The sequence below is a fragment of the Nonomuraea insulae genome (genome assembly GCF_042656245.1).
In genome coordinates this window covers 20,282-36,009 of record NZ_JBHSPA010000010.1, presented here as the reverse complement: position 1 = coordinate 36,009, position 15,728 = coordinate 20,282, and the positions used below count along the sequence as shown (strand labels likewise).

At 70.4% G+C, this 15,728-nt stretch carries 15 protein-coding genes and 1 riboswitch; of the genes, 11 read left to right on the top strand and 4 right to left on the bottom strand.

Annotated features, from left to right (window positions below; translation table 11 throughout):
• From ACFPZ3_RS06965 to ACFPZ3_RS06950, 4 genes are all read left to right on the top strand, one after another.
• The coding region (locus ACFPZ3_RS06965; protein ID WP_379513119.1) for a FecCD family ABC transporter permease at nucleotides 1-694 on the top strand (694 nt) is incomplete at its 5' end.
• A gap of 5 nt (nucleotides 695-699) precedes the next feature.
• A complete protein-coding gene (locus ACFPZ3_RS06960) occupies nucleotides 700-1,587 on the top strand; it encodes an ABC transporter ATP-binding protein (RefSeq protein ID WP_379513118.1) in 888 nt (295 codons plus the stop codon).
• A gap of 7 nt (nucleotides 1,588-1,594) precedes the next feature.
• Nucleotides 1,595-2,671 (top strand): C45 family autoproteolytic acyltransferase/hydolase, encoded by a 1,077-nt coding sequence (locus ACFPZ3_RS06955; RefSeq protein WP_379513117.1) that lies wholly within the window; start codon nucleotides 1,595-1,597, stop codon nucleotides 2,669-2,671.
• The gene (locus ACFPZ3_RS06950; protein ID WP_379513116.1) at nucleotides 2,668-5,859 is read left to right on the top strand and encodes an amidohydrolase family protein; all 3,192 of its coding nucleotides are present in this window, start codon (nucleotides 2,668-2,670) and stop codon (nucleotides 5,857-5,859) included. Before ACFPZ3_RS06955 ends, ACFPZ3_RS06950 begins: the two co-directional genes overlap by 4 nt.
• Nucleotides 5,860-5,919: 60 nt before the next feature.
• Here the strand turns inward: ACFPZ3_RS06950 and ACFPZ3_RS06945 are convergent, their stop codons facing one another.
• Together ACFPZ3_RS06945 and ACFPZ3_RS06940 are read right to left on the bottom strand one after the other, a co-directional pair.
• Nucleotides 5,920-6,915 carry a ribonucleotide-diphosphate reductase subunit beta gene (locus tag ACFPZ3_RS06945; protein WP_379513115.1) on the bottom strand — a complete coding sequence of 332 codons (996 nt, stop codon included), beginning with the start codon at nucleotides 6,913-6,915 and terminating at the stop codon, nucleotides 5,920-5,922.
• A gap of 12 nt (nucleotides 6,916-6,927) precedes the next feature.
• On the bottom strand, nucleotides 6,928-9,321 hold the full coding sequence (locus ACFPZ3_RS06940) for a ribonucleoside-diphosphate reductase subunit alpha (RefSeq protein WP_379513114.1): 2,394 nt from the start codon (nucleotides 9,319-9,321) through the stop codon (nucleotides 6,928-6,930).
• 132 nt (nucleotides 9,322-9,453) lie between these two features.
• Nucleotides 9,454-9,659: riboswitch (cobalamin riboswitch) on the bottom strand.
• A 315-nt stretch (nucleotides 9,660-9,974) separates the two neighbouring features.
• Between ACFPZ3_RS06940 and ACFPZ3_RS06935 the strand changes: the two genes are divergently transcribed.
• From ACFPZ3_RS06935 to ACFPZ3_RS06905, 7 genes are all read left to right on the top strand, one after another.
• Nucleotides 9,975-10,499 carry a MauE/DoxX family redox-associated membrane protein gene (locus ACFPZ3_RS06935; RefSeq protein ID WP_379513113.1) on the top strand — a complete coding sequence of 175 codons (525 nt, stop codon included), beginning with the start codon at nucleotides 9,975-9,977 and terminating at the stop codon, nucleotides 10,497-10,499.
• On the top strand, nucleotides 10,496-10,999 hold the full coding sequence (locus ACFPZ3_RS06930) for a hypothetical protein (protein ID WP_379513112.1): 504 nt from the start codon (nucleotides 10,496-10,498) through the stop codon (nucleotides 10,997-10,999). The genes ACFPZ3_RS06935 and ACFPZ3_RS06930 overlap by 4 nt, the downstream gene beginning before the upstream one ends.
• Nucleotides 10,992-11,288: a hypothetical protein gene (locus ACFPZ3_RS06925; RefSeq protein WP_379513111.1), complete on the top strand. Its 297-nt coding sequence runs from the start codon at nucleotides 10,992-10,994 to the stop codon at nucleotides 11,286-11,288. Before ACFPZ3_RS06930 ends, ACFPZ3_RS06925 begins: the two co-directional genes overlap by 8 nt.
• Before the next feature lie 97 nt (nucleotides 11,289-11,385).
• Complete coding sequence (locus ACFPZ3_RS06920; RefSeq protein ID WP_379513110.1) at nucleotides 11,386-11,940, top strand: hypothetical protein; 555 nt, start codon at nucleotides 11,386-11,388, stop codon at nucleotides 11,938-11,940.
• On the top strand, nucleotides 11,937-12,353 hold the full coding sequence (locus ACFPZ3_RS06915; RefSeq protein ID WP_379513109.1) for a hypothetical protein: 417 nt from the start codon (nucleotides 11,937-11,939) through the stop codon (nucleotides 12,351-12,353). The genes ACFPZ3_RS06920 and ACFPZ3_RS06915 overlap by 4 nt, the downstream gene beginning before the upstream one ends.
• The gene (locus ACFPZ3_RS06910; RefSeq protein ID WP_379513108.1) at nucleotides 12,337-12,627 is read left to right on the top strand and encodes a hypothetical protein; all 291 of its coding nucleotides are present in this window, start codon (nucleotides 12,337-12,339) and stop codon (nucleotides 12,625-12,627) included. Before ACFPZ3_RS06915 ends, ACFPZ3_RS06910 begins: the two co-directional genes overlap by 17 nt.
• Nucleotides 12,628-12,658: 31 nt before the next feature.
• Nucleotides 12,659-13,180 carry a hypothetical protein gene (locus ACFPZ3_RS06905; RefSeq protein WP_379513107.1) on the top strand — a complete coding sequence of 174 codons (522 nt, stop codon included), beginning with the start codon at nucleotides 12,659-12,661 and terminating at the stop codon, nucleotides 13,178-13,180.
• A 92-nt stretch (nucleotides 13,181-13,272) separates the two neighbouring features.
• On the opposite strand, the gene ACFPZ3_RS06900 is transcribed toward ACFPZ3_RS06905, so the two are convergent.
• Both ACFPZ3_RS06900 and ACFPZ3_RS06895 read right to left on the bottom strand, forming a co-directional pair.
• A complete protein-coding gene (locus tag ACFPZ3_RS06900; protein WP_379513106.1) occupies nucleotides 13,273-14,508 on the bottom strand; it encodes a hypothetical protein in 1,236 nt (411 codons plus the stop codon).
• A gap of 161 nt (nucleotides 14,509-14,669) precedes the next feature.
• Nucleotides 14,670-15,686: a LacI family DNA-binding transcriptional regulator gene (locus ACFPZ3_RS06895; RefSeq protein WP_379513105.1), complete on the bottom strand. Its 1,017-nt coding sequence runs from the start codon at nucleotides 15,684-15,686 to the stop codon at nucleotides 14,670-14,672.
• Nucleotides 15,687-15,728 lie beyond the last annotated feature (42 nt).

Below are 15,728 nucleotides of genomic sequence, written 5' to 3'. Positions count from 1 at the left end.
CGCGGTGATGGGGCTGACGCTGCTGGGGCTGAGCGGGATGCCGCTCTCCCTCGCCGCGACCGCGGGCGCGCTGCTCACCGCGCTGCTCATCTACACCTTCGCCTACCGGCGCGGGTTGTCGAGCTACCGCCTGGTCCTGGTCGGCATCGGTGTCGGAGCGGTCGCGGCGGCGCTGACGCAGTTCTTCTGGACCCGCGCCCACACCCACGACGCCGCCTCGGCCGCGCTGTGGCTGAGCGGCAGCCTCAACGGCCGCGGCTGGGAGAACATCGAGCCCGTGGCCCTGATGTTGCTGGTCCTCCTCCCGGCCACGCTGGGTCTCGGCAAGCAGCTCAACGTGCTGGAGCTCGGTGACGACTCGGCGACCGCGATCGGCGTGCCCGTCCAGCGGGCCAGGCCGCTGCTCCTGGTCGCCGGGGTGGCGCTGGCGGGGGCCGGGATCGGCGCGGCCGGTCCGGTGGCGTTCGTGGCGTTCGTCTCCGCGCCGGTCGCGCGGCGGCTGTCGCGCTCGCCCGGTCCCGCCCTGCTGCCCGCCGCGCTGACCGGGTCGGTGCTGGTGTGCGTGGCCGACCTCATCGGGCGTACGGCGCTGTCCAGCACGGAGGTCTCCGTCGGCGTCATCACCGGCATCATCGGCGCCCCCTACCTGCTGTGGCTGCTGGCCACGACGAACCGCTCAGGACAAGGAGATTGACGGCGATGCCATCCTTCCGAGCCGACGACATGCCGCACATGACGGGCATGTCCTCGGCGGACACCCTGGAGCCGCAGCAGCCGCCCGCGCCCGCGCAGGACCCGCAGCGGCTGTGCGGCCGCGCGCTCACGCTGGGCTACGACGGCGCCGACATCGTCAGCGACCTCGACATCGACATCCCGCCCGGCAAGATCACCGTGCTGGTCGGCGCGAACGCGTGCGGGAAGTCCACGACGCTGCGGGCGCTGGCCAGGCTGCTCAAGCCACGCGGCGGGGCGGTGACGCTCGACGGCAAGGCCATCCATCAGATGCCGTCCAAGCAGCTCGCCACCAAGATCGGGATCCTGCCGCAGACGCCCACCGCGCCCGAGGGCATCACGGTCGCCGACCTCGTGTGCCGAGGGCGCTACCCGCACCAGAAGTGGTTCACGCAGTGGACCGACGAGGACGAGCGGGTGGTCGCCTGGGCGCTGGAGGCCACGGGCACCGCCGAGATCGCGGGCCGGTGCGTGGACGAGCTGTCCGGCGGGCAGCGCCAGCGCGTGTGGATCGCCATGGCGCTGGCCCAGGAGACCGGGATCCTCATGCTCGACGAGCCCACGACGTACCTCGACGTACAACATCAGATCGATGTGCTGGACCTGCTGGTCCAGCTCAACCTCGAGGAGGGAAGGACCATCGCCGTCGTCCTGCACGACCTCAACCTGGCCTGCCGCTACGCCCACCACCTGATCGCCATGCGGCAGGGACGGATCATCGCGCAGGGCAAGCCCGGCGAGATCGTCACCGAGGAACTGGTGGAAGCGGTGTTCGGGCTGAAGTCGAAGGTGATCTCCGACCCGGTCTCGCACACCCCGATGGTGGTGCCCATCGGCCGGCACCTCCGGTTCTGAGCCGCCGATGTCCATCAACTTCCACCACTCGGACGAACGCGACCCCACGACCCGCGGCCGGATCATCGGGCAGCGATGGCGCGATGCCATCCACGGCACGGCCGAGGACTACGACTGGCTCTTCGACGCGGCCGGGCTCGACCTGCACACCGTGCGCACCATCGCCGAGCAGGGCTACGAACTCCTGCACGACTGGGCGCCCGACCTCGCGGGAGAGCTGGCGGGCGTGGCTCGCGGCGCCGAACTCGACCTGTGGCGGGTGGCGGCGCTCAACTGCCGCACCGAGATCCTCGTCAGGGGCCGGATCGCGGGGCTGAAGGAGTGCACGGCCGCGGCCTGGCTTCCCCCGCAGGGGCCGCCCAGCGTGTTGCAGACCTGGGACTGGATTCCGTCGATCAGCAACTTCACCGTCCTGCGGCACACCTCGCCCGAGGACCTGACGGTCGCCACCTTCGCGGAGAACGGGGTGCTCGGCAAGGCCGGTGTCAACAGCGCCGGGCTCGGGCTGCTGTTCACCCTGCTCTGCCACACCTCCGACGGCACCGCCGAGGGTGTGCCCATCCACGCGGTGGCCAGGAAGGTGCTCGACACCGCACGGTCGGTGGCCGACGCGGTGGACATCGTCCGCTCGGCCCGCCTCACGGCCTCGGCCTCGTTCACCGTGCTGACCTGGGACGGCGAGAGCGCGGACGGCGCCGTCATCGAGGCGTCGCCCGCCGGGGTCGCCGTGCTGCCGCCCGAGGAGGGCTACCTGTTGCACACCAACCACTTCCTCGATCCCGCGCTCGCCCCCGGCGACCGTCTGGCCGCCATCGGCGACGACACGCTGCCCAGGATGGACGTGCTGCGCGCCCGGAAGAAGGTGCTGACCACCGCGAACCGTACCGAATGGGCCGAAGGGCTGGTCTGTCACTGGGAGGACGGGGCACCCGTCTGTGCCCACCCACGGCCGGGCGCGCCGGTGACCGACCGGTGGGAGACCAAGATGCTGATCAGCTTCGACCTCGACCGCGGCCTGCTGATCCTGCAGGAGGGCGGCCCGTGCGCGGCCACCGAGGACGGCTGGCTGGAGGTCACGGTATGAGCTGGGACATCGCCGCCACGGGGCAGCCGTCCCGCGAGATCGCCTTCACCACCTCCGAAGGCACCTGGATGAGCGTCTCCGTCAGCCCCGACGGCGAGACGATCGTCTTCGACCTGCTCGGCGACCTGTACGCCGTCCCCGCCGCGGGCGGGGCGGCGAGGTTGCTCCAGGGCGGTCCCGCCATGCACCGCATGCCGTGCGTGAGCCCCGACGGCCGCGAGATCCTCTACCTGAGCGACGCCGACGGCTACGACAACCTGTGGGCCTGCGCCATCGACGGGTCCGGCCCCCGCCAGCTCACGTGGGAGACCGACGCGATACTCACCGACCCCATCTGGGGTCCCGACGGGCGCAGCGTGATCGCGCCCGCCATCTTCCGCGCCCACCGCAAGCTGTTCTCCTCCCAGATCCGCCTGTACGAGGGTCCAGGAGCGGGACGGCTGCTGGTGGACGTGCCGTCGAGCGGACGCGACGTGCTGGAGCCCGCGCTGTCCCCTGACGGCGCCTGGCTGTACTACAGCGAGCGCCTGGTCAACCCCAAGATCTACGTGGACGCCAACCACGCCAACTTCGCGATCCGGCGCAGGCGGCTGGAGGACGGCCACACCGACACCGTGGTCGCCGGGTTCGGCGGTGCGATCAGGGCGGCGCTCTCCCCCGACGGCCGCCGGCTGGCGTTCATCCGGCGCGTCATGGACAAGACCGTGCTGTTCTGCCTCGACCTGGTGGACGGAGGCAGGCAGCAGCCGGTCCACGACGGGCTCGACCGCGACAACCAGGCGGTGTGGGAGCTGCAGGGCAACTACTACCCGAGGTTCTCCTGGTTCCCCGACAACCGTCACGTCGCGATCTGGGCGGGCGGCGGGCTGCACAGGATCGACATGACGAGCGGCGAGCGTACGCCGATCCCGTTCACCGCGCAGTGCCGCCACACGCTCATCGAGCCCGTCCGCGTCCGCCACGACCTGGCGCCTGACAAGGTGACGGCGCGCGCCGTGCGGCACCTGGCCGTCGCCCCCGGCGGGCAGGAGGTCGCCTTCACCGCGCTCGGCCGCCTGTGGCACACCACGCGCGGCAAGGACGCCGTGACTCCTGTCGGCGACCACACTCTGCACGCGAACGAGCCGGCCTACAGCCGCGACGGCCGTCTGCTCGCCTACGTCGAGTGGGACGACGAGCGCGGCAGCACGTTGCGGACGTGCCGGCGCGACCATTGGGACGAACCCGCCGAGGTGACGGCCTCCACCGGCGTCCTGCGCCAGCCCGCCTTCAGCCCCGACGGGACGCTCATCGCCTACCGGCTGCAGGAGCACGACGTCCAGCTCGGCGGCTCCTCCGCGCGCCCCGGCCTGTACGTGGTGAGCACCGCCGGCGGCGAGCCCCGCCACCTGTGCCCGGCGGACGACGCCCCGGCCTTCTCCCCCGACGGTTCCAGGATCTACGCCACCGTCGTGGACGCCTCGGGAGCCGAGCCCGTCGAGGTGCTCTTCAGCGTCGACCTGCGCGGCGGCGACCGCAGGGAGCACGCGCGCACGGCCGACGTCGACACCTACGAACTGCGGCTGAGCCCCGACCGGAGGTGGCTGGCCTTCCGGCACGCCAGCGAGTACCACGTGATCCCGTACCGCGAGACCGGTCATGTGCTGCTGGTCACGGCGGACACCCGCGAGGTGCCCTGCCACCGGCTGACCGGGCACGGCGGGTACGCGCTGGCCTGGGCCGCCGACGGCCGCAGCGTGCACTGGGCGCTCGGGCCCGAGCTTCACGTGCGCGAGTGCGGCGAGTGGGAGCTGCCGCAGGCTGCCTCACCCGTGAACCTGAGCGTGGCCGCCGACGTGCCCGGCGGCTGCGTGGCGCTCACCGGCGGCACCGTGATCACGATGCGCGGCGAAGAGGTGCACCGGCCGGGAACCGTCGTCGTCCGCGGCAATCGCATCGTCGCCGTCGGCCGTCCCGAGGACGTCGAGGTGCCGGCGGACGCCGCCGTCGTCGACTGCGCCGGCCTGACGCTGATGCCCGGTCTCGTGGACGGTCACGGGCACATCGACGGCGGCGACGGCAACGGCGTGACCCCGCAGAAGCAGGCCGCCCGATACGCCGCCCTGGCCTTCGGCGTCACCACGAACTTCGACCCGTTCTCCTCCGAGTTGCCGAACTTCGAGAGCACCGAGACCACCCAGGCCGGATTCACCCTCGGCCCGCGCTGGATCGGCACCGGCTCCGCGATCCACGGCCGCCCGCACAACGTCTTCCACCTCTACAGCCCCATCGAGACCTACGAGGACGCCGCCGGGGTGATCCGCCGCAAGAAGGCGCTCGGGGCGCTCAGCGTCAAGAGCTACAAATGGCCCGCCCGCCGCCACCGGCAGATGCTCGTCAAGGCCGCCCGCGAGCACGGCGTCAACATCGTCGTCGAGGGCGAGACGCACTTCTACAACAACATCAGCATGATCCTGGACGGCCACACCAACCTGGAGCACAACCTGCCGGTCGCCACGCTGTACGACGACGTGGTGCGGCTCATGTCGCTGGCCGGGGCGTCGAACACACCGACGCTCATCGTGGCGTTCGGCGAGCTGTTCGGCGAGAACTACATGTACCAGCGGACCGAGGCGTGGAAGGACCCCCGGGTCCGCACGTACGTGCAGGCCTGCCTGAGCGGCTACAGCCCGCTGAACACCCCGTACGAGGCCCCGCCCCACGCCCGCGCCATGACCACGATCCACGTCGCCGACGAACTGTACGACATCGGCGTCCTGGCCGTCTCCCGCTCGGTCAACCGGCTGGACCAGGCCGGGGTTCGGATCAACGCGGGCTCGCACGGGGAGATCCCCGGCCTGGCCATGCACTGGGAGATGGCGCTGCTGGCGGCGGGCGGGATGCCGGCGCACCGGGTGTTGCGCACGGCCACGATCAACGTCGCCGAAAGCCTCGGGGCCGGGCACCAGATCGGCTCGCTCGAGACCGGCAAACTGGCCGACCTGATCGTGCTGCGGGACAACCCGCTCGACGACATCGCCCACTCGGCGTCGGTGACGATGACGATGGTGAACGGACGGCTGTACGACGCCTGCTCCCTCGACGAGATCGCCCCCCGTCGCAGGCCCAGGACGACGTTCTACTGGGAGCGGCAGGACACGCACGGCATCGACTGGTCCGCGGCGTGGGGCGGAGGGTGCTGCGTGTGACCTCGGCCAGACCATCGGCCCCCACCCGGCGGGAGCGCCGGGTGGGGGCCGAGGGACATGTCAGAAGTCGGCGTCGAAGCTGACCGAGCCGGTCACGCCCACCTGGTAGGCCGAGACGCGGCGCTCGAAGAAGTTCGACAGCTCCTGGACGTCCTGCAGTTCCATGAAGGCGAACGGGTTCTTCGACCCGTACATGGGCGGGATGTCGAGCTGGGCCAGCCGCCGGTCGGCCACGTGCTCCAGGTAGGCGCGCATGTCCGTGATCGACATGCCCGACACGCCCTGCCCGAGCAGGTCCTCGGCGAACTGGACCTCGCACTCCACCGCCTCGGCGAGCATCTCCTTGACCTGGCCGGTCAGCTCCTCGTCGAAGAGGTCCGGCTCCTCCTGGCGCACGACGCCGACCACGTCGAAGGCGAAGGCCATGTGCATGGACTCGTCGCGGAAGACCCAGTTGGTGCCCGAGGCCAGACCGTTCAGCAGGCCGCGCGAGCGCAGGAAGTACACGTAGGCGAAGGCGCCGTAGAAGAACAGGCCCTCGATGCAGGCGGCGAAGCAGATCAGGTTGAGCAGGAAGGTGCGCCGGTCGTCGCGGGTCTCCAGCCGCTGGAGGTCGCCCAGGGAGTCGATCCAGCGGAAGCAGAACTCCGCCTTGCGCCGGATGGAGGGGATGTTCTCCACCGCCGCGAACGCCTCGAAACGCTCCTGCTCGTCGGGCACGTAGGTGTCGAGCAGGTTCAGGTAGAACTGGACGTGCACGGCCTCCTCGAACAGCTGCCTGCTGAGGTAGAGGCGCGCTTCCGGGGCGTTGACGTGCTGGTAGAGGTTGAGCACCAGGTTGTTGGCGACGATCGTGTCGCCGGTGGCGAAGAAGGCGACCAGGCGGCCGACCAGGTGGCGTTCGGCCGCTGACAGTTTCGTCAGGTCCTTGAGGTCGGAGTGCAGGTCCACCTCCTCGACGGTCCAGGTGTTCTTGATCGCGTCGCGGTAGCGGTCGAAGAAGAGCGGGTAGCGCATGGGGCGCAGGGTCAGGCTCATGCCCGGGTCGAGCAACATCGGAAATACTCCTTACTGGCAGGCTTCGCAGGACTCGGGGTTCTCAAGTGAGCAGGCGAGGGCTTCCTCGGACTTGCTCATGAGGGGCCCAGTGACAGGCACGGTGGCCTGCTGGATGCGGGTGGCCGGTCGCGAGCGCAGGTAGTAGGTGGTCTTCAGGCCCGACTTCCAGGCGTACAGGTACATCGAGGAGAGCTTGTCGATCGTCGGGGCGCTCAGGAACAGGTTGAGCGACTGGCTCTGGTCGATGTACGGCGAGCGCGCGGCGGCCATGTCGATCAGCGCGCGCTGCGGCAGCTCCCAGGCGGTGCGGAACAGCAGGCGCACGTCGTCGGGCAGTACGGCGATGCCCTGCACCGAACCCTCGGCCTGCCTGATGGCGGCCCTGACGCGCTCGTTCCACAGCCCGCGCGTCTTGAGCTCGGTCACCAGCGCGCTGTTGATCTGCAGGAACTCGCCGCTGAGGGTCTCGCGCTTGAACAGGTTGGACACCTGCGGCTCGATGCATTCGTAGCAGCCGACGATCGAGGCGATGGTGGCGGTGGGCGCGATTGCGATCAGCAGCGAATTGCGCAGGCCGTGGGCGGCGATCCGCTCGCGCACGGCGTTCCAGCGCTCGGTCTGGGTGCCGCTCTCGTCCCACAGGTCGTGCTGCAGTCTGCCCCGCGCCGCCCACGTCTGGTCGTAGGCGGGGTGGGCGCCGAAGCGCTCGGCCAGAGCGGCGGAGGTCTCCAGCGCGGAGAGGTAGATCTCCTCGGCGAGGCGGGTGGACAGCTCCTTGGCCTGCGGCGAGTCGAACGGCAGGCGCAGCGCGAAGAACACGTCCTGCAGCCCCATCACGCCGAGCCCGACCGGCCGCCAGCGGGGGTTGCTCGCCGCCGCCTGCTCGCTGGGGTAGTAGTTGATGTCGATCACGCGGTCCAGGAAGGTGACCGCGGTGCGTACGGTGGCGCGCAGCCGCTCCCAGTCGATATCCCCGTCGGCCACGTGCGCGGCGAGGTTGACGGAGCCGAGGTTGCAGACCGCGGTCTCGCCGTCGCTGGACACCTCGATGATCTCGGTGCACAGGTTGGACAGGTGCACGACGTTGCCGGGTTCGGCCGCCTGGTTGCACAGGCGGTTGGCGGCGTCCTTGAAGGTCATCCAGCCGTTGCCGGTCTGGGCGAGGGTGCGCATCATCTTGGCGTACAGGTCGCGGGCCTTGACCTGCCTGGCCTGGCGTCCGGCCCGCTCGGCCGCGCGGTAGACCTCGTCGAACGCCTCGCCCCACAGGTCGGGCAGCTCCGGGACCTCGTCGGGGTCGAACAACGACCACATGCCGTCGGCCTCGACGCGGCGCATGAACTCGTCGGGGATCCAGTTGGCCAGGTTGAGGTTGTGGGTGCGGCGGGCGTCCTCGCCGGTGTTCTCGCGAAGCTCCAGGAACTCCTCGACGTCCGGGTGCCAGGGCTCCAGGTAGACGCAGGCCGCGCCCTTGCGGCGGCCGCCCTGGTTGACGGCGGCCACGGAGGCGTCCAGGGTGCGCAGCCACGGGACGATGCCGTTGGAGTGCCCGTTGGTGCCGCGGATCAGCGCGCCGCGCGAGCGTACCCGCGACCAGGAGATGCCGATCCCGCCGGCGAACTTCGACAACTGCGCCACCTGGGCGTAGCGGTCGTAGATGGAGCCGATCTCGTCACGGGGCGAGTCGACGAGGTAGCAGGAGGACATCTGGGTGTGCCGCGTGCCGGAGTTGAACAGCGTCGGGGAGCTCGGCAGGTAGGCCAGCGACGACATGAGCCGGTAGAAGCCGATGGCCTCGGCGGGCGTGTCCGCCAGCCCGCACGCCACGCGCAGCAGCCAGTACTGCGGCGTCTCCACCACCAGCCGGGTGGAGGGGTGACGCAGCAGGTAGCGGTCGTAGACCGTGCGCAGCCCGAAGTACTCGAACCGCAGGTCCGCGGCGGAGTCGATCGCGTCGTCGAGCTTGCGGGCGTTGGCGGTGACGAACTCGGCGGTCTCGTCGCCGATGAGCCCTTCGGCGTGCCCCAGCCGGATCGCCTGGCTGAAGGAGGCCACGCCCTGGCCGCGTACTTCCTTGTCGATGTAGCCGGACAGCAGCCGCGCGGCCAGGCGCGAGTACTGCGGCTCCTCGCCGATCATCTCGGCGGCGGTCTGGATCGACAGCCGGTCCAGCTCCGCGGTGGTGGCGCCGTCGTACAGGCCGCTGATCGTCTTGGTGGCCACCCGCATCGGGTCGATGTCGGTCAGATCCTCGGCCCAGCGCCCCACCGCACGCACGATCTTGTTGACGTCGACCGGCTCGGCCGTGCCGTTGCGCTTGCGCACCCGCATCTGAACGCGCCGCGGCGCGGGCACGCCACCGTCCATCGCCCGTCCAGTCAATGGGTCCTCGGTGACCGTCATAGCGCTCTCCCCTCGTGAACTCGGTCATGAACCGAGAGCACGCGCGGGAGGCGCCGGCAAGGAGGCCGCACAGCCCTCGCGCCGATGCCGTCAGCCGTCCCGCGCGGCCTCGGAGCAGCCGCACACGCATGATCGTGTACGGCGCGGCCGGCAGGTCTTCGGACTTGTGGGCATGCTTCTGAACGCCTACTGGCCGTCGCTTCCCAGACCCTTGGCCCAGTGCGCCTGACGGCGGTCGTTCCCACTCACCGCTGCGGGGCAGTCCCGGATTTCCACCAGGTTCCCTCTTGCCTCGGCCACCCTGGCTGGGTGACCGAACCGGCTGCAGGGACACCATATATAGGGGCGATCGAAAAGTCACACCCAACATCTCGTGTTGCGCGATCGATTCGGTGGTCCCGGGAGGCCTGCAGCCGACCCCCCAGGCGGGCGCGTCGCAAGAGGGAACCCGGCGCGGTTCCAGGACCGCCCGCGCGCACCCCGCCGTCGATCCTCCTGAGAAGCGCGGCCTCCTCTGACGATTTTCCGGCTCGGCTTTCCTGGACGGGCCGCGTCCGGAAAGCACGCTTTCCACCTTGTCCCTTGTCAGTCATGGTCACGAGCGACAATGATGATCGTGGCATGCGGGACCACGGGAATTGGTGGGTAGTTGCATGGGCCTTGCCGACTCGGCTGAATTAGGCTGCTCTGCGTTTTCCGGTGCCGTTCTCATTCACGGGGCAGCGGGAAAGCTGGTCCGCCCCGACATCGCCGCGGAGGCGTTTCGCGAACTGCGGGTTCCCGGCGCGTCCTCCACGCTGATGCGGGTGTTCGCCGGATTCGAACTGGCCGCGGTGACGGCTCTCGCGTTGCCGTTCCCGGTATCGCCGGGCTGGGCGGCCATCGGGCTGCTCGGGCTGGCATTCCTGGGCCTGGGCGCGCTCGGGACGGTGCGGGGCAGCCTCCGCCCGTGCGGGTGCGCGGGCACGCGGGATGCCAGGCCGCTGGGGCCGTCCAATGTGCTGATGGGCGCGTCGCTGGCGCTGATGGCGGCCTTCTGCCTGGCGGCCGAGGGTGGTCCGCCGGGCCTGGCGGCGGCGGCGGCGATTTCGATCGGGGTCACCGTGCGACTGCTGGTGGCGCACCGCGGGGACGCCCGCAGGTCCTTCGACAACCTGCTCACCAGGCCGGTCCGATGACGATCCTCTTCAGCCTCGCTCTCGTCCTGCTGACCGCCGCCGTCGCCCTGCTGTTCGCGATGATGGGCGAGCTGGCCTCCCGGGTCCCCGCCCCGGCCCCCGCCACCAGGCCGGTGAACGGCGTGCTGATGGGCGCCACGGCCCATGAGTGGCCGTCAGGACTGGCCCCCACCGACGAGCGGCCGATGTTGCTGGTGCTGAGCACCGCCTGCGCGAGCTGCGAGGCGCTGGCCACCGGCCTGGCCGCTCACCAGGTGCGCGACTCCGTCGGCGTCGTCGTCTCCACCGGCAGCACGGAGAGCGGCGAGGATTTCGTCGCCAGGCATTCGCTCGGCGGGCTGCCGCATTTCATCGACCCCGGCGGGAAATGGGTGGCCGGTAATTTCGGCGTTCGTATCAGCCCGGCCGCGCTGCGTTTCGTCGATGGCCGGTTGTCGGAAGCGTACACGTTCAGCGATCTGGCCGCGCTGTCCTCGGAAGAGGTGCACGATCATGCCTGAGAAAAGCACGGCAAGGCCCCGGCGGCGGTTCTTCCGGAATATCGGCGCGACCGGCCTGGCCGCGTCGGTGACCGTGTTCGGAAGCACCGAGTCCGCCGCTGCGGCCAATTACGGCTGCTGCAGCCTGGAGAATTATCCGCCGAACACGAGCTGGAGCTCGTGCGTGTCGCAGGCCGACTACATCTGGACGTGCAACAGCGGCAGCACCAGGGCCTGCGACTGCTGCGAGGCGAACCACCATCCCACGACCGGGTACCAGCTCTCCGCCGGCCGCTGCTACCAGCAGTGAGGAGCGCATGATCACGTGGGCCGTCGTCGCGGGCATCGGTGCGATCCTGCAGGTGTTCTCCCCTTGAGGCCAATCGATGGCCGGGGTCGCCGGTCCGATGCTGACGCGGGACAGGCCGCGGGGAACCCGGTTCCTCGCGGGGCTGCTGGCGGGCGGCGCCGTGGCCTCGGGGCTGCTGGGCCTGCCGGCGTACCTGGCGGGCACGGCGCTCGCCGCTCTCGCCCCGCTCCCGGTCCGGGAGATCGCGGCCGGGCTGGCCATCGCGGCGCTCGGGGTGGCTGACATGGCCGACCGCACCCCGCACGTCTGGCGGCAGGTCCCCCAGTCGCTGGTCCGCACCCTCCCGCCGGGACGCCTGGGTCTGGTGTGGGGGTTCGACCTGTCCCTGCTGGTCACCACGCAGAAGAGCACGTCGCTGGTGTGGGCGGCGCTGGCCGGGCTCGTCTGCCTCGCGCCGTCGCACGCCGCGCTGGTCCTGCTCGGCGCGACCGCCGCGGGCGTCGCCGCCATCGCGCTGCGCGCCGCCACCTGGAACGAGAGCCAGGCCAGGTGCGATGTCAGGAGGCCATGGTTCGTGCCGATGCGCAGGACGACGGGCGCGGCGCTGCTCGTGCTCGGAATGGTCACTTTCTGGCAGGGCGTGATTCCATGACCGCGCACCGGCCGGGCACCCAGGTCGTGGTCACCCGCTTCGAGTGCCGCACCCGGCTCAGGATGCTGATCGTGCTGGGGCTGCACTGGCGCGTCAAGCGCGCCGTGCGCGTCCGCGTCAGCGGCTGGCTCGGCAGCGCCACCGTGACCGACTGGCACACCAGAACCGTCCTGAGCATCTCCCTCTGGCACGACCTGCGGAGCGTGTACGGCATGGGCGACATCCCCGTCCACGTCCAGGCCGCCCGGGTGCCCCGCAGACTGGGCATCGCCACCGTGTCCGGCATCTACTCCTACAGCGGCGACTGGCGGCGGCTGATGTTCGGCACGCCCGCCGGCGACCACGAGCCGCTGATACCCACCCGCTACCACGCAACGGATGAGGAAAGGAGCCTTCATGGCGAGTCCCACTGACCGTGGCATCGCCTTCGTCGGCAGCAACGAGGACGGCACGTCGAACGTCTACGTCGCCTGCGGCGTGGACGCGTCCGCCAAGCCGCAGGACGTCGTGGCCGTGCACTTCCGGCTCAGCTCCGTGGTGATCGAGCCGGAGGTGGCGATGGTGGCCGCCGGCGCCATGCGGCGCAGCGCGGCGCCCGTCCACGTGTGGGCGGACGACGACCGGCGCGTGCACATCAGGGCGGCGCGGGGCGGCCTCGGCACGATGGCGGCGGACCTCGCCCTGTGAGCCCGGCTCGCGGGCGGGAAGGGAGGCGCGGATGCGTCCGGCATGCGTTGTGGTGATCTTCGCCTGCGCGCTGGCGGCGTGCAGTGACTCCCGCCCGTCCCCGCCCGCTCCCCTGGTGACCGGCGCCGCGTCCCCGTCGGCTGCGTCCGGCACCCCGGCCCCTTCGGCGCCGTGTCCCGGGGTGGTGAAGAACCGCGAGCTTCCGTCCTGGGCCCGTACGCCCGGGTTCCGCAAGGGCGCGAGGCCGAACCACGTGATCGGCGTGAACAAGAAGCTGGCCGGCGTCCTGTTCGGCTACCCCCTGTACGCGCCGCCCCGCCCCGGCAGGAGCAACAAGATCCTCTGGATCGTCCGCGAGAGCACGCTGAAGACCACGTCCACGCTCACCATCAAGGCCAGCCTGCGAGAGGCCCCTGAGCTCGCCGTCACCCGCTCGGTCCTCTACCGCCCGGGCTCCTCCGGCCTCGATCTGCCGAGGGCGGGCTGCTGGAGGTTCGAGATCTCCTGGGACGGGGGCGCCGACGTGGTCACCATCCCCTACGCGGCGCCGTGATCCGTCGCCCTGCGGCCTGTCAGCGTGAACCGCATGGGACTCTTCCTGACCTCTGGCCTAAGCCGAGATCAGGAAGAGAGTCACCAGGCGTCTTATGCGATCTTCTCCAGGAGGTAGGTTCCCGTGCCGTCCGCCATGCCCGTGCTGTACTGCCGTACGGTCTCGTTGTCCGCGATCCGGACCTGGCCGGCCATGTAACCGGGGCTCTTGACCTGGATGCCGACCTTGTCCGATCCGGGCACATCCCGGTAGATGTAGAAGCGCTGGCTGTCGTCCACGGTCCGGCAGCCGTCCTCCATGAGCCTGCCGCCCTCGATGAGGGTCTCGGCGGAGTGCAGGGTCAGGCACTTGCCGCTGTAGCGGGTGATGAGGACGTACTCGGGCCTGCCGTTGCTCGCCGGCCCCTGGCACAGGCTCCACTGGGCGCGGGTCGAGCTCGACCAGCCGCGCAGGCGGATCTCGTCGGTGCCGTCCTGGTTCCACCAGTTCAGCAGCCGGTCGGGGGTGCCGATCCGGTAGTAGCCGGCCTCGCAGGTGAATCCCGGCGGCGCGGCGAACAGCGCCATCTCCCCGCCTGCCGAGGGCTGCCGCCGCGGCTGCTCGGCCGCCTTCTCCGCCGATCGTTCCGCCGCCTGTTCCGCCGCTCTCCTGGCCGCCGTGCCGTCACAGCCGAGCTGGATCTGCGCGAGTCTCATGACGCTGTTCGCGGGTACGACGTCCTCGCACCGGATCGCGCCTTCCTCCATCACCGAGTAGGTCGTGTAGGAGCCGCCGGGGCGCTCGACCCATTCGGTGGCGAACACGCCGCCGCCCTTGTCGACGCGGTCGCAGTTGATGCTGCCGTACTCGCCGCTGATCTTGCGGGTGCCCTTGAACAGGCCATAGTAGCCGGGAGCGAGGAAGTTCCAGGTGATCTGCTGGACCTCCTTGTCCGTGGAGGCGGTGCTCGTCTTGACGGTCCGGTTCACGAACGCCCCGACGAAGCTGAGCGCGCTGATGCCGAACTGGGCCGTGATCTGGGTCGTGGTGCCGACCTCCACCGTGATGACGGTGGAGTTCTCGAGCGTGATCACCTGGCTGCCCGTGGTGCCGGCGGTGACGAAGAACGTCTTGAAATGCGTGACGGTCGGCACCACGGTCGCGCTCTTGATGAACGGGGAGCGCTTGCCGAGGTCGCCCGCGGTGCAGGGATCTCCGACCTTCGGCGCCGCCGCCGCGAGGGCGGGAGCGCCCGCCGCGGACGTGCCGACGAGTACTGAGGCAGCGAACATCGCCACTGTGAGCAGGCCCTTGGTCCAACGACCGGGCACGGGTGATAACCGTTTCACTGTGCCTCCCTTGAGCCGGGCCCGTCATCGAGGTGGAGTGCCCGGCGTACCAACGTTTTCTGCAAGCGCTTACAGTACGAATTACACAGTGATCAGCCCTGCTGGACCTGTCAAGAGGTTGTGTCAAGCCTGCGCCGGGCGGGGCGGCGGGCGTCAGAACGTCAGGCCGTGCCGCACCCGCAGCTGCCCCGGATGACCAGCTGCGTCTCCAGCACGTGATCGACCGCCACGGGTCCGCTGCCCTCGATCTCGCGCAGGAGCAGCCGCGCGGTCTCCATGCCGAGTTCGCGCATCGGCTGGCGTACGGTGGTCAGCCCCGAGACGGGCAGTCCGGCCATCGGGATGTCGTCGAACCCGGTGACCGCGACGTCCTGCGGAACACGATGCCCCTTGTCCAGGAGGGCGAGCACGGCGCCGATGGCCGTCTCGTCGTTGGCGCAGACCAGGGCTCTCGGCGGCGGCCCCGCGTCCAGCAGCCGGTCGACCGCGATGAACCCGTCGGACTGGGTGAGACCCACGCGGACCGGGCTCGCCGGCGGCCCGGCCTCGGCATGCCGGTAGGCCTGCTCGAATCCTCTCCAGCGGTAGGAGGCGTCCGGTGAGCTTTCCGGGTCGCCGACGAACACCAACCGGTCGTAGCCGTGGTCGATCAGCAGGTGCCTGGTCAGGCGGTCGAACGCCGAGAGGTTCTCCGTCCGGATCGTGGGGATGCCCGCGCGCGGGCTGCCGGCCAGCATGATCACCGGGTCGCCGCGGTCGCGCAGCCGGTCCACCACGTCGTCGGACAGGATGCCGCCCATCACGGCCAGCCCGTCCACCCGCGCCGCCGTGTCTCTGACCAGCTCGTCGGACTCGCGGAGCAGGTGGGTGCCGAGGATGATGACGGCGAGTTCGGCGCGTACCGCCTCCTCCTCGAAACCGCCGATCACCTCGGAGAAGTACGGCCCTGACAGACCGGGGAAGACGATGCCGAGCGCGCCGTGGGAGCGCTCGGCCAGGCCCCGGCCCAGCCGGCTCGGGCGGAAGTCGTAGCGCTCGATGGCGGCGAGCACCCGGCGGCGGGTGTCCTCGGAGACCTGGCCGACGCCACGGGCGACCCTGGAGACGGTCGCCACCGACACGCCGATCTCCTGCGCGATCTCCTGAAGGGTCGTGCCTCGCCTGCCCCGCTTCGTCATCGCCGCGTCCGATGCTCAGAAAACGTTTGCTGAAAGAATTCG

Coding starts and splice junctions, on each gene's coding strand:
- ACFPZ3_RS06960 (WP_379513118.1), top strand. CDS start 700: ATGCCATCCTTCCGAGCCGACGACATGCCGCACATGACGGGCATGTCC.
- ACFPZ3_RS06920 (WP_379513110.1), top strand. CDS start 11,386: ATGCTGACGCGGGACAGGCCGCGGGGAACCCGGTTCCTCGCGGGGCTG.
- ACFPZ3_RS06915 (WP_379513109.1), top strand. CDS start 11,937: ATGACCGCGCACCGGCCGGGCACCCAGGTCGTGGTCACCCGCTTCGAG.
- ACFPZ3_RS06950 (WP_379513116.1), top strand. CDS start 2,668: ATGAGCTGGGACATCGCCGCCACGGGGCAGCCGTCCCGCGAGATCGCC.
- ACFPZ3_RS06955 (WP_379513117.1), top strand. CDS start 1,595: ATGTCCATCAACTTCCACCACTCGGACGAACGCGACCCCACGACCCGC.
- ACFPZ3_RS06895 (WP_379513105.1), bottom strand. CDS start 15,686: ATGACGAAGCGGGGCAGGCGAGGCACGACCCTTCAGGAGATCGCGCAG.
- ACFPZ3_RS06935 (WP_379513113.1), top strand. CDS start 9,975: ATGGGCCTTGCCGACTCGGCTGAATTAGGCTGCTCTGCGTTTTCCGGT.
- ACFPZ3_RS06930 (WP_379513112.1), top strand. CDS start 10,496: ATGACGATCCTCTTCAGCCTCGCTCTCGTCCTGCTGACCGCCGCCGTC.
- ACFPZ3_RS06945 (WP_379513115.1), bottom strand. CDS start 6,915: ATGTTGCTCGACCCGGGCATGAGCCTGACCCTGCGCCCCATGCGCTAC.
- ACFPZ3_RS06940 (WP_379513114.1), bottom strand. CDS start 9,321: ATGACGGTCACCGAGGACCCATTGACTGGACGGGCGATGGACGGTGGC.
- ACFPZ3_RS06910 (WP_379513108.1), top strand. CDS start 12,337: ATGGCGAGTCCCACTGACCGTGGCATCGCCTTCGTCGGCAGCAACGAG.
- ACFPZ3_RS06905 (WP_379513107.1), top strand. CDS start 12,659: ATGCGTCCGGCATGCGTTGTGGTGATCTTCGCCTGCGCGCTGGCGGCG.
- ACFPZ3_RS06925 (WP_379513111.1), top strand. CDS start 10,992: ATGCCTGAGAAAAGCACGGCAAGGCCCCGGCGGCGGTTCTTCCGGAAT.